Genomic DNA, 15516 nt, shown 5'->3' with positions numbered 1-15516 from the left:
ATGCGGCCGTTTTTGACTCTGCATCATCCGGCGGCGGCGTCCCGCTATTACTCCGAGGGGGCGTGGCTGAAGGACACGTTCTATTCGCTTATGTGCGGCCACGCCGAGCAGCGGCCGGATGCGCTAGCGTTGAACGATGGCCGCCATCGCCTTACCTGGCGGCAACTTGCCGATTGGGTCGACGGTGTCGCTGCTGATTTTCATCGGCAGGGCATCCATAGCGGCGACCGGGTTTCGCTCTGGCTTGGCAATCGGGCAGAAGCGGTGGTTGCGTTTCTCGCATGTGCCCGCAACGGCGTCGCCTGCAATCCTTCGCTGCACCGAACCTACACGTCGACGGATATCGTCCAGCTGCTTGACCGCTTACAGGCGAAGGCCCTTCTGACGGAGACTGGCTGGGGCGCGGATACGCCCGCTACCGACACGATGAGTGCGCTGAAAGGCGCATCATCGCTGCTGTGTATCTATACGCCGGAGGATTTTCCGCAGCCTGGTCCGGCGGATCTGCCTCCGGTCGAGGATCCGGACAAAGTCGTCTATCTTGCCTTCACGTCCGGCACGACTGGTCTGCCGAAATGCGTGATGCATTCCGATAACACTCTGCTTGCCAATGCGCGCGATCTGGTGCGCGATTGGCAGCACGGGCCAGATACGAAACTGCTGTCTCTCAGCCCTTTGTCGCATCATATCGCCTGGGTGGCGGTGGCGCAGTGGCTGATTGCCGGCTGCGTGCTGATTACCGACAATCCGCCTGCAGGCAAAAGCCGTCTTGACTGGATCATCGAGACCGGTGCGACCTATGTGATGGGGGTTCCGACCCATGCGATGGATATTCTCGCGGAGCAGCAACGCCGCGGCATCGAAAGGCTCGGGGCAGTAAATCTTTTTTATATGGCGGGTTCACCTATCCCGCCATCGGTATGCGAGGCGTTCGTGCGGCAAGGGATCAAACCGCAGAATATCTATGGCATGACCGAGAACTCATCTCACCAGTACACTCATCCGGCTGATCATAACGAAGTCATCATCTCGACCTGCGGCCGTGGCGGCAAAGCCTATGAAATTCGGCTGTTCGATCCTGCCGATGCCGATCGTGAAGTGCCTGTCGGCACGGTCGGCCAGATTGCCGGTCGCGGGGCCGCGTTGATGCTTGGCTATTTCGCCAATCAGACGGCGACAGAAGGAAGCTTCAATCGCGATGGCTGGTTTCTGTCGGGGGATCTCGGCGTGATCGACGAGATGGGAAATCTGCGGATCGAGGGACGGCTGAAAGACCTCATCATTCGCGGCGGCCACAACATCTATCCCGTGCATATCGAGGCTCTGGCGTTGCGTCACCCGTCGGTAGAGCGCGTTGCCTGCTATCCGATTGCCGACGAGCGGCTCGGTGAGCGAGTGTGCATTGCCGTTATTGGCGACATCGAGGCCTATGATCTGTTGCGTCACCTCGCGGAGCAGGGATTGTCGAAATACGATATGCCGGAGTTTTTTCTGCGAGTTTCGCAATTTCCTCTGACGCCGAGCGGCAAGATTCTCAAACGCGATCTCATCGAGATGACGAAACGTGGCGAACTGGTGCCGACGGCAGTGCGCTGGACCGATCCTGGCTCTCAGGCGAGGACGGGCTGATGCCGGTTAATCTGGAACGTCGCGACGATATTGCGCTTCTGACGCTCGACCGGCAGGATGCGCTGAACGCATTATCCTTCGCGATCATCGACGAAATCGGAGCGGTAATTGATCGCGTCGCCAGCATGAATGTGCGCGCATTGCTGATCACCGGTGCTGGTACAAAGTCATTCTGTGCCGGTGCCGATATTAAGGAACTTCGTAATCGTTCGTTCGCCGCGCAGCGTGCTGGCATCGAGCGCGGGCAGGCGATCTTTGCCAAGCTCGACACATTGCCGGTTGCATCGGTGGCGTTGATAAACGGCTATGCATTTGGCGGCGGCCTGGAACTGGCACTTGCCTGCACGTTCCGGCTGGCGACGCGGAATGCCAAAATGGGATTGCCGGAAATCAAGCTCGGCCTGACGCCCGGTTACGGCGGTACGCAGCGACTGCCGCGCGTCGTCGGTGAAGCCCGGGCGTTGGAGATGATCCTCACGGGCAGGACTGTCGACGCCGAAGAGGCAGAACGTATAGGCCTCGTCAATCGTCTTATCGACGGCGATCCCGTGGAGGCGGGGATCGTCTTCACACGCGAATTCACCGGTTACGGCTTGCCGGCATTAAATTTTGCCCGCGCCGCCGTACAGCGCGCACTCGATGTGCCGCTCGTCGAAGGCCTGAAAATCGAGGCCGATCTCGGCACGCTCGCCTACCGCACCGGTGATGCTGAGGAAGGGATGGCAGCCTTCAGCGAAAAGCGGAAGCCGGAGTTTCGCGATGGCTGAACAGACGGCGGCTGCGGGAACGATTGTCGTCACTGGTGCTAGCCGCGGCATCGGCGCGGTGATCGCAGCCGATCTCCGGCATCGAGGATTCTCCGTCGCGGCGCTCTCGCGAAGCGGCGAGGCCGCATCGGGCACCGGCTATCGTTGCGACGTAACAGACGAAGCGTCTCTGAAGGATGTCATCGCGCGTGTCGCCAGGGATGGACGCATTGTCGGCTTGGTGAACAATGCGGGTGCGCACCGCGCTACGCCAAGTGCCGATCTCAGTGTTCGTGAGCTTGAGGAGACGATGCGCCTGAACTTCACGGCGGCGATGGTGGCTAGCCGCGAGGCTTATCCGTATCTGAAGCAGGCAGGCGGTGGCACCATCGTCAATATCGGCTCGTTCTTCGACAAACTCGGCGTAGCCGAGAATATCGCTTATTGCGCGTCGAAGGCAGCCGTCGGCGCGCTAAGCCGCTGCCTCGCGGTCGAATGGGCGAAGGACAGCATCAGGGTGCTGAACGTGGCACCCGGATATATCGAAACCGACCTGAATCGCGATTTTCTTGCAAAAGACAAAGTAAAAACCTGGTTAGGCCGCCGCGTGCCTGTTGGTCGTGCTGGCGCGGCCGAGGAGGTGGCGCGCTTTGTTGGTACGCTCTTCTCGGACAACATAATGTTTCTTACCGGCGAGACGATCTATCTCGACGGCGGTCAAGGCATAAATCACTGATGAAGATTTTCGAGAGGCTGCAGCGCCAACGGCGGTGGACGGAAGAGGAACAACTTGTTCTCGATCAGTTCCGGCGTCTGTGCGCGGAGACGATCGACCCGAATGCGGAACGCTATGATCGTAGCGGCGAGTTTCCGTGGGAGAACATCAAGGCGCTGAATGCGCTGGGTGCTAATATGATGTTCGTGCCGGAAGCCTACGGCGGTGCACCGGTGCCGTTTCGTCTTTATCTTGAGGTGGTGAAGACCATTTCGGCATCTTGTGCGTCGACTGGCATCATCTATGCGACGACGTTCCATGGGATGAAGCCATTGATCGATATGGGTAACGACGAGCAACGCGCTCGTTTCCTGCCCCGCATTGCCGAGGGCGCGCTCGGTGCGCTGGCGATCACCGAGCCGAATGCCGGCTCGGACGCGACTGGCATGCGGACGACCTTCACGCCGGACGGCGATGACATCATCGTGCAGGGCGGCAAGACCTTCATCACCAGTGGTGACGTCGCCGACCTGATGCTGTTGTTCGGAAAGTGGTCGGAGATCGATGACCCCAAGAAGTCGATCTCGGTGCTGGTGTTCGAGAAGGGAACACCGGGCTTCGAGGTCATTCGCCTTGAGCAGAAGATGGGGCATCGGGCCTCGTCGACGGCGTCGATCGCTTTCAACGGCTGCCGTGTGCCGCGCACCAATCTTATCGGGAATCCTGGCGACGGCCTGCGGATCCTGCTTGCATCGCTGAACAGGTCCCGCCCTAGCGTCGCCGCGCATGCGCTCGGTATCGCCGGCGCCGCTTTCGGGGACATGGTTGCCTACATGAATGACCGCGTGCAGTCGGGACGGCGTATCGCGGAGTTTCAAGGCAATCAGTTCATGCTGGCCGACCTCGCAACCGATCTGGCAATGGCGGAGTCCTGGCTTGATTATGTCGCGTCGCTAATCGAGGCAGGCGAAAGGGACTTCGGGCTTGAGGCATCGATGGCGAAGATGCGGGCTTCCGATCTTGCGATGCGGATTTCGACCGAAGCTGTACAGATGCATGGCGGCTACGGCTATTGCAGCGACTATCGTGTTGAGCGCCTAATGCGCGATGCGAAGATCACCCAGATATGGGAGGGAACCAACCAGATCCATCGCCAGCTTATCGGACGGAGCTTTGTGAAGAAATGAGCGCAGCGATCAGAACAGTCGGTATCTGCGGCGCAGGTGGGACCATGGGTGCCGGTATCGCCATCGTCGCGGCGCGAGCCGGTTTCGATGTCATTTGCTACGACGCCGTCGATGCATCGTTGCTCAGGGCCGCCAAGCAGAGCCAGGCGTTTTTTCAGAAGTCGGTGGAACGCGGAAAGATGTCGGAGGTGGAGCGCGATACGGTGTTGGGTCGTTTCACGTGCACGACCGATATCGGTGCGATGGCTGCCTGCGATCTGGTGATCGAAGCCGTGTTTGAGGAACTCGGCGTCAAGCAGAAGCTGCTCGGCGCCCTCGATAGCGTGTGCTCGGATCATGCGATCTTCGGATCCAATACGTCGACGCTGTCGATCACCGAGATCGCGGCGGGTTGTAAACGGCCGGACCGCGTTGTTGGTATGCATTTTTGCCTGCCGGCGCAATTGATGAAGCTCGTGGAGATGTCACCTGGCCTGCTGACGTCTCACACGACATTCAAGACGGCATGGGACTGGACCGTGCAGTGCGGGCAGATTTCTGTGAAGACCCAGGACAAGCCGGGATTCATTCTCAATGCGCTGCTGGTGCCGTTCAACAATGATGCGATACGCGCCGTGGAAGCCGGTGTCGCTGATGCTGAAAGCATCGATATCGCCGTCAAGGCCGGCCTCGGTTATAAAATGGGGCCGCTCGAACTCATCGATCTGATCGGTCTCGATACGCAGATTCGTCTATCGGAAGCATTCTATCCCGTGACGCTCGATCCGCGCGCCGCATGCCCGCCGCTGCTGCGCCGGATGGTTGCAGCAGGCCTTCTTGGGCGAAAATCGGGACGCGGCTTCTTCAATTATACTGGCAATACCATGTTCGGGGCATGAAGTGATGGCTTATATGATCTTGCAACATGGCGAGAGCCGTTCATTTCCTCCCGATGATCCATTCCTGGCTGCCGCGGCGGTGCAGGCCGACATTGTTTTGCATCTCGGCACGCCGGTTGCCCCGGACCCCGGCAAGGTGGCAGTGGTGGTTGAACTCGGCGTCGAATGTCTGGCCGATCACGCCGAGGACGATAATCCGGTGTATACGAATGTCGTCGGCTTCTCGCGGTTCCGGAACGGTGTCGATTCACCGTCGAAACTTGTCGAACTGGTGCGCATGCGCGTTACCGCGGACAATGCGGTGGCTGCCGCGAAAGCAATGTTTGAGACGGCTGGCTTCACGGTTGTTATCTGCACCGATCAGGCAGGGCGCATTCTCGATCGTCTGTTGCGGCCGAAATACAATGCGGCGCTGCGCTTTCTTGACGAGGGGCTGGCGAGCGCCGCCGATATGGATACGACCTGTAAGCTCGGTCTTGGCTATCCTGATGGGCCGATCGAGCGTCTTGTCCGAGGCGGGTTGGCGCATCACTGTGATGTGACGAGTGCATTGTTCGCGACCTACGGCACCGCTGCTTATGCGCCGCCACGTATGGCGCTCGCAGCCAGACGCCGTGGAGCACGCTGATGCGTCCACTCGAAGGTGTCACTGTTCTTGATTTCTCGACGTTGCTACCCGGGCCGATGGCGACACTGCTTTTGGCGGAAGCGGGAGCCGAGGTCGTCAAGGTCGAGCGTCCCGGCACCGGCGAGGAAATGCGACACTACAGGCCGAGCTGGGGGCGGGACAGTGTCAATTTCGCATTGCTCAATCGCGGGAAGAAAAGCCTTGCACTCGACCTGAAGAACGCGGCCGACCGTTCCGTTCTCGATCCGCTGATCGCACGGGCCGATGTCCTGGTGGAACAGTTCCGACCAGGCGTTATGGCCCGGCTCGGACTCGACTATCAGACGTTGTCCGTCAGCAATCCGCGTCTGGTCTATTGTTCGATCACCGGTTACGGACAGACGGGTCCCAAACGCAACGTTGCGGGACACGATCTCAATTACATCGGCGACGCCGGCTTGCTCGCATTGTCGATGGGCGATCCGGAACGACCGGTGGTTCCGCCGGCGCTGATTGCGGACATTGCCGGTGGCGCCTATCCGGCAGTAATGAACATCATGATGGCATTGGCTCAGCGCCAGCGCACCGGCCGCGGCTGCTATCTCGATATCGCGATGGCGGACAACCTATTTCCCTTTATGTATTGGGCGATGGGTGAAGGTCTGGGGCAAGGGCAATGGCCTGGGAGCGGCACCGGGCTCGTTTGCGGCGGCACGCCCCGATATCGGCTTTATGAGACTGCGGACAGCAAGGCGGTGGCGGCGGCGCCCATCGAGCAAAAGTTCTGGAACGAGTTCTGTGAGCTGATCGGGCTTGATCACGACCTGCGGGATGATACGCGCGATATGCAGGCGACGACGCGACGCATTGTCGACATCATCAGATCGAAGCCTGCCGAGCACTGGCGAGCGTGCTTTTCCGGCCGCGATTGCTGCTGCACGATCGTCGTTTCCCTCAAGGAGGCGATGGACGATCCGCATTTCCGCGCGCGTGGCCTGTTCGACCACATGCTGGAGAACGAATCGGGACTGTGCATGCCGGCACTGCCTGTGCCTATCGCGGCTGCGTTCCGCGGTAGCCCCGATATTCCCGTTGCCGCGCCGCAGCTTGGTGGCCACAACTCAGAGCTAAAGATATGAGAGCGGTCGTCGTCGAGGAGTTCGCCCCGTTCGATGAGGTTTCGGTGGGTGATCTGCCGGATCCCGTACCTGGAAAGGGCGAAGTCGTCATCGATGTGAAGGCGGCGGAGCTGAACTACCCCGACATTCTGGTCATCGCCGGCCAGTATCAGATCAAACCGCAGCGCCCGTTTTCTCCTGGCAAGGCAGCCGCGGGCGTGATCTCGGCCTTGGGTGAAGGCGTCACCGGTTTTTCGATCGGTGACCGGGTGAGCGTGCAGGTTGAATATGGCGCCTATGCCCAGAAGCTCAGGGCGCCGGCCACCAGCGTCTTCCGTATGCCGAGCGAGGTCGGCTTCATCAAGGGGGCTGCGCTTGGCCTCGTTTATCAGACAGCGCATTTCGCATTGGTGGAGCGTGCGCGCATGCAGACGGGCGATGCGGTGCTCGTCCTTGGCGCTTCCGGCGGCATTGGCGTCGCCAGTGTGCAGTTGGCCACGGCGTTCGGCGCATCGACGATCATTGCCGGCGTGCTCGGCGAGGAAAATGCGGCGGTGGCACGCAAATGCGGCGCGGACGTAGTTGTCGACCTCGGTATAGCGGATCTGCGCGATGGTTTGCGAGATGCGGTGCGTGCCGCGACCGGCGGGCGTGGCGCTGATGTGGTGATTGACCCGGTCGGCGGTGCTGCCAACGGGGCGGCGTTGCGGGCGATGGCTTGGCGCGGCCGCATGGTGATCATCGGCTTTGCCGCCGGTGAAATTCCGATAATCAAGGCGAATTATCTGCTGGTGAAGAATATCGAGGTTTCCGGCCTGCAATGGTCGGACTATCGTGACCGTGACCCGGAATGGGTCCGACGAGTACAGGACGAAATTTTTGCGCTACATGTAGCTGGCAAGGTCGATCCGTTTGTTAGTCGGACTTTTCCGCTCTCGGATTTCCGCGAGCCGCTGGCGCTGCTTCGTGACGGCCGGGCGCAGGGCAAACTGATTCTCGAGGTGGCTTGATGCCGCAACTTGCAACGAGCGAAGCCGTGGCCGTTATCGGCGCCGGTACCATGGGCGCCGGTATCGCGCAGGTGGCGGCGCAGGCCGGACATCGTGTGTTTCTGTATGACGTCGCGGCTGGCGCGGCGCGGCGCGCGATTGCGCAACTCGGCGCCGGCCTGGCGAAACGGGTCGCAGCCAAGAAGCTCGATCAGAAAGCTTGCGATGACATCATCGCCCGTCTGCTGCCGGTTGAAACGCTGGCCGAAACGGCTTCCGCAACCCTCTTCGTAGAGGCGGTCGCCGAGGAGATGGGCATCAAGCGTTCCCTCTTTGCGAAGCTGGAGGCATTGGCGCGGCCGGATGCAATCCTCGCCACCAACACCTCGACGCTGTCCGTCACGGCAATGGCCGCCGGCCTGGCGCGGCCGGAGCGCGTTGTCGGCATGCACTTTTTCAATCCGGCGCAGGTCATGCGCCTGGTCGAGGTGATCCGTGGTCTGGCCACCGCACCCGAGGTGGTGGAGACCATCGACGCTACGGCGCAGGCCTGGGGCAAGGTGACGGCGGTTGCGCGATCGACGCCCGGTTTCATCGTCAATCGCGTCGCTCGCCCGTTCTACGGCGAGGCGCTGCGGCTGAGGGAGGAGGGTGTTGCCGATCCGGCCACGCTCGATGCCATCGTTACCGAAGGCGGCGGCTTCCGGATGGGGCCGTTCGCGTTGATGGATTTGATCGGCAACGACATTAATTACCGTTCGACCTGCTCGGTGTTCGAGGCCTATGGCAGCGAGCCGCGATTCCGTCCGTCGCTGCTGCAGGAGGAGATGGTCGAGGCGGGATGGCTTGGCCGCAAGTCCGGCCGTGGTTTCTATTCGTATGCGCCCGGCAGCGCCATGCCTGAATCGCAGACGGAAGCGGCGTCATCCGGTCGTGCCGCTCCGCTGATCTCCGGATGGGAGAAACAACCGGTTACGCTCGGCGGTGTCTCGCTGCTGCCGACCGACGGCCGTCGCGCCGAGGACATCGCGCGCGAGCACGGACATCCGGTGGCGGTGCACGACCTGCGCCTGGATGATGGCACTCCCGGACGCCGCATCGCGGTAGCGCTGTCGCCTATGTCTGCCGGTGAGCGACAAACGGTGATCGCGAGCCTGCAGGCGGCAGGGTCGGTGACGATACTGCCGGACTGGCCGGCCCTGGTGGTGATGCGCATCGTCGCGATGCTGGTCAACGAGGCTTATGAAGCGATGCTGCACGGTATTGCAGATGGCGCCGCCATCGACCGCGCCATGCAAAACGGCGTCAACTATCCGCGCGGACCGGTGGCGTGGGGTGCCGCGATCGGTCTACCCCGCATCGTCGCGGTTCTCGATGCCCTGCATGCACAGACTGGCGATCCGCGCTATCGCGCGGCGATGAATCTGCGCATTGCTGCGCGCAGCGATGGTTGATCCGCCGATCATTTGTGATCGGCCCGGGAGACATGCAATGGAAATTGGCGGCAGGAGTGTGATGATCACCGGCGGGTGCGGCGGTATCGGTCTTGAGATGGGACGGAAATTTGCTGCAGCTGGCAAAGAGGTGCTGTTGGTCGATGCGAAGATCGACGCCGGCATGGCATTGGCGCAGGAGAATCCTGCTATCTCCTGCATTCAATGCGATCTGTCGTCAGCGCAGGACATCGAGCACAAGCTCGCTGGTAAAAGCATCGATATTCTCATTAATAATGTCGGCATCTCGCCGAAGTTCGATGCCGCTGGTCAACGGGTGAAAACCTGGACGATGACTCTTGATCAGTGGAATGCTGTGATGGCGACCAATGTTACGTCGTTCTTCCTGTGCACCCGGCTATGCCTGCCGGGAATGATGGCGCGAAAGTTCGGTCGTATCGTCAACATTGCTTCCTATGCAGCGCGCATCGGCGGGTATCAGGCTGCGGTGCACTACACAACCTCGAAAGCCGCGGTTCTTGGTTTCACCAAGTCGCTGGCGCGCGAAGTCGCGCCTTATGGTATTCTTGTCAATGCCATTAATCCAGGCCGTATCGAAACGCCGATGACGCGCGACGTTCCGAAAGAAGTGAGCGAGGGTCTGATCCCGCAGATTTCGTGCGGTCGTCTTGGTGTGCCGAAGGATATCGCTAACGTCGCGCTATTCCTGTGTTCGGATCTGGCCGACTATATGACCGGAACCGCGATTGAGGTGAACGGCGGTCTTTACGTTGGTCCGTGACGCTGCCTGAGCTAACCGACCGAGCCACTTCAACGGAGTGGCTCGTGCCGGCTGTCATCTCAGTGCGAGGCGTATGCTACACGAACATATTGTGGCCCGAAATATTCTAGGCCAAGCCCAGAAGGTTCATTGCGTTGCGGTAGGCGACCTTCTCCATGGCTTCGGGACGGATCGGCAGTCGTGAGAACCATTCTGCGTAATCCTTGACCGGGCAGAACGGAAACGAACTTGCATAGAGGAAGCGGTCGGCAAGGAAACCGTCGGCCGCTTTCACGAAATCATCCATGCCTGGCATATTCGGCAGATACATATCCGGAGATATATAGAGATTGCTGCGGCGGAACGCGACGTGGAGGATCTCGGTCACCCACGGCCAGTTGCCGTGCGAGGTCACGATCTTCAACGTCGGAAAGTCTGCCAGCACGCGATCGATAAGCGCGGGATGGGTATAGTTGAGATCAGGTCCGGCATTGCCGCCGGTCATGAGGATGACCGGAATTTTACGGTCTTCGCAATGCGCGTAGATGGGATAGAGGCGCCGGTCGTCGGTGAACATCGGCTGCGCATAGGCACCCGGTTCGATATTGATGGCGCGGAATCCGTTCTTGATCGCCTCGTCGATCTGGACAACCGCAATCTTACGGTTGGTAGCGTCGATCGATGCGGCGCCAACAAAGCGGTCCGGATGTTTGGCAACGAACTCCGAGACCTCAGCATTGTCGATCGAGCCCAACGCGCCGGAATTCCGCCCGACGACAAGGGCCTTCTCGATGTTGCCCTGCTTCATTTCCTCGATCATCATCTCGACCGATTGCTTTTCGGCAGCAGGCGATGGTTCGAATTTGAGATTGCGGGTGAAGCCGTTTCGTCTGTCCGGCTGCGCATACATGACCATGCTAAGAAAGCCTTTGTAGGGCGGCCGCACGCGAAAATCGAAAAAGCGCATCGTGTCTCTCTCTCCACTCGACGTCACTATCGGATCAAGGTCGCAACGACGATTATTTGGTTAGTCCATGTAATCATGTAGCAGAATCTTAGATAGCAATGTTTGTGCCAGCGATGCTGGTTCCGTCGGGTCCGGGGGTGACGATATTGCGTTGGCGTCGCTAGACTGCTGATACGACGATCAACGGCTTCGTGAGCAGCGCCATGGTGAGGGGTGTATTCCCCGTTGAATTCTGGACGCTCCTCAACCGATCATTCCTAGGTCAATGTGCTCAAACTTATTCATCAGGCCAGCGGCAGAGGGCGAGGAGTGGTCGTTCTCATTATGTCGCCTGGAGGGACATATGCGTGCGACGAGGACAGGCCGCGCCTGAAATAGAATCGGATCGGCTAGGCGCAGCATCGGAGTTGCGCCCACCTGTCCGGAACAGCCTCTGATCAAGACCCCGATCAAGGCCTTGATCGTGTTGCAGGTGATGTCTGCTTGCCTGAGCTCTTGGTACGGTCCTTGCTATCGAGGACTTTAGCAAAAATGATAACTTCGTGGGACGCCATGCCGGATCAGGTCACGCGATTTTTGTATATCGCGCAGCTTTCTATCCCAAAGGAATTGGAGGAACGCTTTGCCGAGCTTTACGATAGGGAGCACATCCCCTCGTTGATGAAAGTGCCGGGCGTGCATTCTTGTGTTCGTCACAGACTCGTCTGGAGCGATAGCGAGCAGATGCCGGAATACCTCGCGGTCTACGAGGTCGACCATGCTGACGTTCCGAAGTCGGATGCCTGGCAAACGGCATCGAATCACGGTGATTGGGTGACAGAAATCCGGCCACATCTGACGGTTCGTCGGCACGGCGTGTTTGAAAAAATCAGGGAATTCGTCCCGCGGTGAATTGATTAGATAATAATTTTTGACCCAGCCGTACGGTGCTTTTGAATCAGATGCCAGTTCGTGTGAAGCAATGCGCCTGCGCAGGCAGCTTTAGCTCCACTTCTGATTCCATCGGGAGTGAAATGGCTCAAGAGGGAAGCTGAATGCTCTCATATGGAGAATAGCGTTGAGCGAGGATGAAAGACGAATCCTGAAGCGAGATCGGCACCCGCATATCCTCAAGCCAATCAGGTTTCGTGGGGTTGAAGCGAAAAATCGTATCATGCTGTCGCCGATGTGCCAGTATTGTGCGACGGACGGAATGCCGGATGACTGGCATTTGGTCCATTTAGGTTCTCGCGCTGTAGGCGGTGTTGGTATCGTTTTCACCGAAGCCGTTCATACGGAGCCGCGTGGACGCATCACCAAATATTGCCTGGGTTTATGGAACGAGCGGCAGCGTGACGGATTCGCACGCATCGCCGCTTTCGTTAAGGGGCAGGGCGCTGTAGCTGGCATCCAGCTCGGGCATGCTGGTCGAAAAGCGTCGACTATGCGGCCGTGGGAAGGTTCAAAGCCGCTGTCGGCCGAAGATGGTGGATGGTCCGTCATCGGCCCGAGTGCGCTTGCTTTTGCCAAGGGATTCCCGACACCGGCAGTGATGAGCAGGTCGGATATTGATGAATCCGTCGCGGCAATGGCTCGATCGGTGCGATATGCGCGCGAGGCTGGCTTTCAGGTTGTCGAAGTTCATGCGGCGCATGGTTATCTGATGCACCAGTTTCTCTCGCCTCTGAGCAATCGTCGTAGCGATGAGTATGGCGGCTCATTCGAGAATCGAATTCGTCTGCTGATGGAAACCATCGACGCTGTCCGAGCCGAGTGGCCAGATGACTTGCCGCTCTTCGTGCGTATTTCGGTAAGCGATCACGTCGAAGGCGGCTGGGATCTGGAGCAGAGTATTGCATTGTCTCGCCGTTTGAGGGCGCGTGGCGATGTCGATCTGATCGACTGCTCAAGCGGTGGTAACGACCCACGCCAGACGATTGCGATTCATCCGGGCTATCAGGTTCCGTTCTCGGAAATGATACGGCGCGAGTCCGGCATGCCCACGGGTGCGGTGGGCCTGATCAATGGCGCGGATATGGCCGAGCAGATTGTTGCCAACGGGCAGGCAGATCTCGTGGTGCTGGGTCGCTCGTTGATGGCGGAGCCTTATTGGCCATTGAAGGCAGCACGCGCATTGCGCGCCGATATTCAATGGCCGACTCAATATGAACGCTCGAATATCTACTGAAACATCGATGCTTCAGCGGGGAGTTTGTCTACGTCGCAGCCTACCGAAAGGAGAGGGTTTCTGTTCCGACAGGCAGAGAGATCGTGCGCTCATTCAAATTGAACAATACTCATGTCTATCGTGGAGGAATGCTTATGAGGACGACTCTAACGGCAGTCGCGGTCCTGCTGCTCGCGGGAATAGGTAGCGCGACAGCACAGGATGCCTATCCGACAAAAGCGGTCGAGATCATCGTGCCGTTTGCGGCAGGCGGTTCGACCGATCTGGGCGGCCGCGTGCTCGCTCAGAAGCTCGAGGCGAAATGGGGCGTTCCGGTTCGCATCGTCAATAAACCCGGCGGCAATACAGTTCCAGCGGTCAGTGAGCTGATGCGGGCAAAACCTGACGGCTACACTCTGCTGATGGACGGCCCTCCGGCCAGTTCGATGTTGGAAACCGTGGTGAAGGACCTGCCGTTCAAGGTTCTCGACCGAACGTTTCTCGGCGTCACGGCCTATACGCCGATGAAGTTCATCGTGCCGTATGATTCGCCGTTCAAGACCCTCAAGGATGTCGCGGCGGCGGTCAAAAGCGATCCTTCGTCTTTCACCTGGACGTCGCTTGGCGGCGCTGGTGCGCAGGACATGACTTTCCGGCAGTTCTTCCAGGCCATCGGCGTTGAGGCGGGCAAGACGCGCGCAATTCAGCTCAAGGGCGGGTCCGAAGCGATCACGATGACGGCTGGAGGCCATGTGAAGCTGGGGGTCGGTTCGTACAGCTCGATAGCGGCGCCACTAAACGCCAAGCGTATTCGTCTGCTTGCAGTCGCTGCGCCACAGCGCTGGCCAAACTTGCCGGACGTTCCGACCACGGCGGAAGCCGGCTTTCCGTCGGTGGAAGTTCTGTATTGGATCGGCGTATCCGGTCCACCGAACCTGCCGCCGCATATCGCGAAGATCTGGGATGAGGCTCTCAGCGAGATCGACAAGACCGATGCTTATCGCGAGGGTCTCCTGCGGATAGGCCTGTTGCCGCTGCATGAGAATGCCAAGGCCATGGTGGAGCGTGTCAAGCGCGAAGCGGTGGAAACCAAGAAACTGTATGGTGGCTGATAGCTCCACATTTCTTTTGTGGAATTCGTCAGGACCCGCTGTCCGCCGCGATACGGACAGCGGGTTCGCGTACGGGAGGAGGAAAGCAGCGGCGGATTCCGCGGTTAGTTAGCCCAGAGCTTCTTCACGACTTCTCGTTCCTTGAGAACATAGTCTTGCATTTCTGCGGAAGTGCTCGGAAACGCTATGAGGCCGATATGGGTCAGCCCGCTGACCACTTGTGGGTCCTTGCTCACCTCGGCGATCGCCTTTTCCCATTCCTCGACCAGCAGCGGATCCATCTTCGGCGGACCGGAGAAGCCGATCCATTGCAGGATGACGAGGTCTGGATATCCCGCCTCCGCTGTTGTCGGCACGTCGGGGATCGCTGCGAAGCGTCTGGGACCGGCCACTGCCAGCACACGCAGGCGTTTCGCCGAAACCAGTGTCCCGATACTTCCCCAAAAGCCGACGCCGATCCCGACATGACCTCCGGCGGTCATGTTGATCGCCTCGGAGCCGCCGCGTAGCACGACCGCGCGTGTCTTGTGATGATCGACGCCGATCAGGTTGAAAAGCTTCCGAAAGGTGAGGTCCGTTGTGCCTGGTCCTGAAGTCCATGAGAAGCTCGACGGATCGGCTTTGGCAGCCGCGACCGCATCGGCAAGCGTCTTGAACGGCGAATCCTGGGCGACGACCAGCATCAACGGGGTCTGAGCGGCGAGGCCGAGATAGGTTCGATCGTCCACCTTGAACGGAATATTCCTTGCGGTGATCTCAAGCATCGAGCTCGACCCGGGCCCATCCATCAGCACCGAATAGCCAGTCGGCGAGGCGCCCATGATCGAATTCACCGCGGGAACGGTATTTCCGCCAGGGTTATTAACCACCCGCACCGGGTTGTTCCAGCGTCGCTGCAATGCGTCAGCGAAGACGCGCGCGCCAAGGTCCGTAGAACCACCAGCGGTGAACGGAACGATGATTTCGACCACTTTGGACGGATATTTGTTCTGTGCGTCAGCTGACGTGGCCGTGAGAAGACCCAGCATGATGGCGGCGGGGGCAAGCCGGCAGAGTAATCGATAGTCAGATGGTTTCATGTCGTTTCCTTCCGTTGAACGAATCAATGCTGTCGCTCTTGCTGGCGTTGGGTAATTTGCGCGAGGTCGTTGACGCAAGTGTCGTGCCACCGCCGATCGGTATTTGATTGTTGCGGCGATGGACGGACT

Annotated in this window: 15 protein-coding genes; 13 read left to right on the top strand and 2 right to left on the bottom strand. The window is 59.4% G+C overall.

All coding sequences use genetic code 11. The features are described 5' to 3' along the window. From VNZ93_RS22830 to VNZ93_RS22785, 10 genes are read left to right on the top strand one after another with little or no spacing between them, the layout of a single operon-like run. Nucleotides 1-1629 (top strand): class I adenylate-forming enzyme family protein, encoded by a 1629-nt coding sequence (locus VNZ93_RS22830; protein WP_325710831.1) that lies wholly within the window; start codon nucleotides 1-3, stop codon nucleotides 1627-1629. Next, nucleotides 1629-2396, top strand: a complete 768-nt coding sequence (locus tag VNZ93_RS22825) for an enoyl-CoA hydratase/isomerase family protein (RefSeq protein WP_325710828.1) — start codon at nucleotides 1629-1631, stop codon at nucleotides 2394-2396. The genes VNZ93_RS22830 and VNZ93_RS22825 overlap by 1 nt, the downstream gene beginning before the upstream one ends. Further along, nucleotides 2389-3111, top strand: a complete 723-nt coding sequence (locus VNZ93_RS22820; protein ID WP_325710825.1) for an SDR family oxidoreductase — start codon at nucleotides 2389-2391, stop codon at nucleotides 3109-3111. The genes VNZ93_RS22825 and VNZ93_RS22820 overlap by 8 nt, the downstream gene beginning before the upstream one ends. After that, nucleotides 3111-4277 (top strand): acyl-CoA dehydrogenase family protein, encoded by a 1167-nt coding sequence (locus VNZ93_RS22815; protein ID WP_325710822.1) that lies wholly within the window; start codon nucleotides 3111-3113, stop codon nucleotides 4275-4277. Before VNZ93_RS22820 ends, VNZ93_RS22815 begins: the two co-directional genes overlap by 1 nt. Continuing rightward, the gene (locus VNZ93_RS22810) at nucleotides 4217-5155 is read left to right on the top strand and encodes a 3-hydroxyacyl-CoA dehydrogenase family protein (protein ID WP_325710819.1); all 939 of its coding nucleotides are present in this window, start codon (nucleotides 4217-4219) and stop codon (nucleotides 5153-5155) included. Before VNZ93_RS22815 ends, VNZ93_RS22810 begins: the two co-directional genes overlap by 61 nt. Before the next feature lie 4 nt (nucleotides 5156-5159). Further along, nucleotides 5160-5783, top strand: a complete 624-nt coding sequence (locus VNZ93_RS22805; RefSeq protein ID WP_325710816.1) for a 3-hydroxyacyl-CoA dehydrogenase family protein — start codon at nucleotides 5160-5162, stop codon at nucleotides 5781-5783. Beyond that, nucleotides 5783-6901 carry a CaiB/BaiF CoA-transferase family protein gene (locus VNZ93_RS22800; RefSeq protein ID WP_325710813.1) on the top strand — a complete coding sequence of 373 codons (1119 nt, stop codon included), beginning with the start codon at nucleotides 5783-5785 and terminating at the stop codon, nucleotides 6899-6901. The genes VNZ93_RS22805 and VNZ93_RS22800 overlap by 1 nt, the downstream gene beginning before the upstream one ends. Next, nucleotides 6898-7890, top strand: a complete 993-nt coding sequence (locus VNZ93_RS22795) for an NADPH:quinone oxidoreductase family protein (RefSeq protein WP_325710810.1) — start codon at nucleotides 6898-6900, stop codon at nucleotides 7888-7890. The genes VNZ93_RS22800 and VNZ93_RS22795 overlap by 4 nt, the downstream gene beginning before the upstream one ends. Next, on the top strand, nucleotides 7890-9323 hold the full coding sequence (locus tag VNZ93_RS22790; RefSeq protein ID WP_325710807.1) for a 3-hydroxyacyl-CoA dehydrogenase: 1434 nt from the start codon (nucleotides 7890-7892) through the stop codon (nucleotides 9321-9323). Before VNZ93_RS22795 ends, VNZ93_RS22790 begins: the two co-directional genes overlap by 1 nt. 37 nt (nucleotides 9324-9360) lie before the next feature. Further along, the gene (locus VNZ93_RS22785) at nucleotides 9361-10104 is read left to right on the top strand and encodes an SDR family NAD(P)-dependent oxidoreductase (protein ID WP_325710804.1); all 744 of its coding nucleotides are present in this window, start codon (nucleotides 9361-9363) and stop codon (nucleotides 10102-10104) included. Nucleotides 10105-10210: 106 nt separating this feature from the next. Here the strand turns inward: VNZ93_RS22785 and VNZ93_RS22780 are convergent, their stop codons facing one another. Further along, a complete protein-coding gene (locus VNZ93_RS22780) occupies nucleotides 10211-11050 on the bottom strand; it encodes an amidohydrolase family protein (RefSeq protein WP_325710801.1) in 840 nt (279 codons plus the stop codon). 552 nt (nucleotides 11051-11602) lie between these two features. On the opposite strand from VNZ93_RS22780, the gene VNZ93_RS22775 reads away from it, so the two are divergent. The 3 genes from VNZ93_RS22775 to VNZ93_RS22765 all read left to right on the top strand — a co-directional run bounded on the left by VNZ93_RS22775 (nucleotide 11603) and on the right by VNZ93_RS22765 (nucleotide 14308). Beyond that, nucleotides 11603-11941: a hypothetical protein gene (locus VNZ93_RS22775; RefSeq protein WP_325710798.1), complete on the top strand. Its 339-nt coding sequence runs from the start codon at nucleotides 11603-11605 to the stop codon at nucleotides 11939-11941. 166 nt (nucleotides 11942-12107) lie between these two features. Then, nucleotides 12108-13217 carry an NADH:flavin oxidoreductase/NADH oxidase gene (locus tag VNZ93_RS22770; RefSeq protein ID WP_325710796.1) on the top strand — a complete coding sequence of 370 codons (1110 nt, stop codon included), beginning with the start codon at nucleotides 12108-12110 and terminating at the stop codon, nucleotides 13215-13217. A 134-nt stretch (nucleotides 13218-13351) separates the two neighbouring features. Then, nucleotides 13352-14308 carry a tripartite tricarboxylate transporter substrate binding protein gene (locus VNZ93_RS22765; protein WP_325710793.1) on the top strand — a complete coding sequence of 319 codons (957 nt, stop codon included), beginning with the start codon at nucleotides 13352-13354 and terminating at the stop codon, nucleotides 14306-14308. Nucleotides 14309-14412: 104 nt separating this feature from the next. On the opposite strand, the gene VNZ93_RS22760 is transcribed toward VNZ93_RS22765, so the two are convergent. Continuing rightward, nucleotides 14413-15465, bottom strand: a complete 1053-nt coding sequence (locus VNZ93_RS22760; protein WP_325710791.1) for a tripartite tricarboxylate transporter substrate binding protein — start codon at nucleotides 15463-15465, stop codon at nucleotides 14413-14415. Between the last annotated feature and the right edge of the window lie 51 nt (nucleotides 15466-15516).

The organism is Pseudorhodoplanes sp., from assembly GCF_035565795.1.
In the GTDB taxonomy this organism is placed as follows: Bacteria; Pseudomonadota; Alphaproteobacteria; order Rhizobiales; family Xanthobacteraceae; genus Pseudorhodoplanes.
The sequence above is the reverse complement of the archived record's forward strand: the minus strand, read 5'-3'. Positions and strand labels throughout refer to the sequence as shown.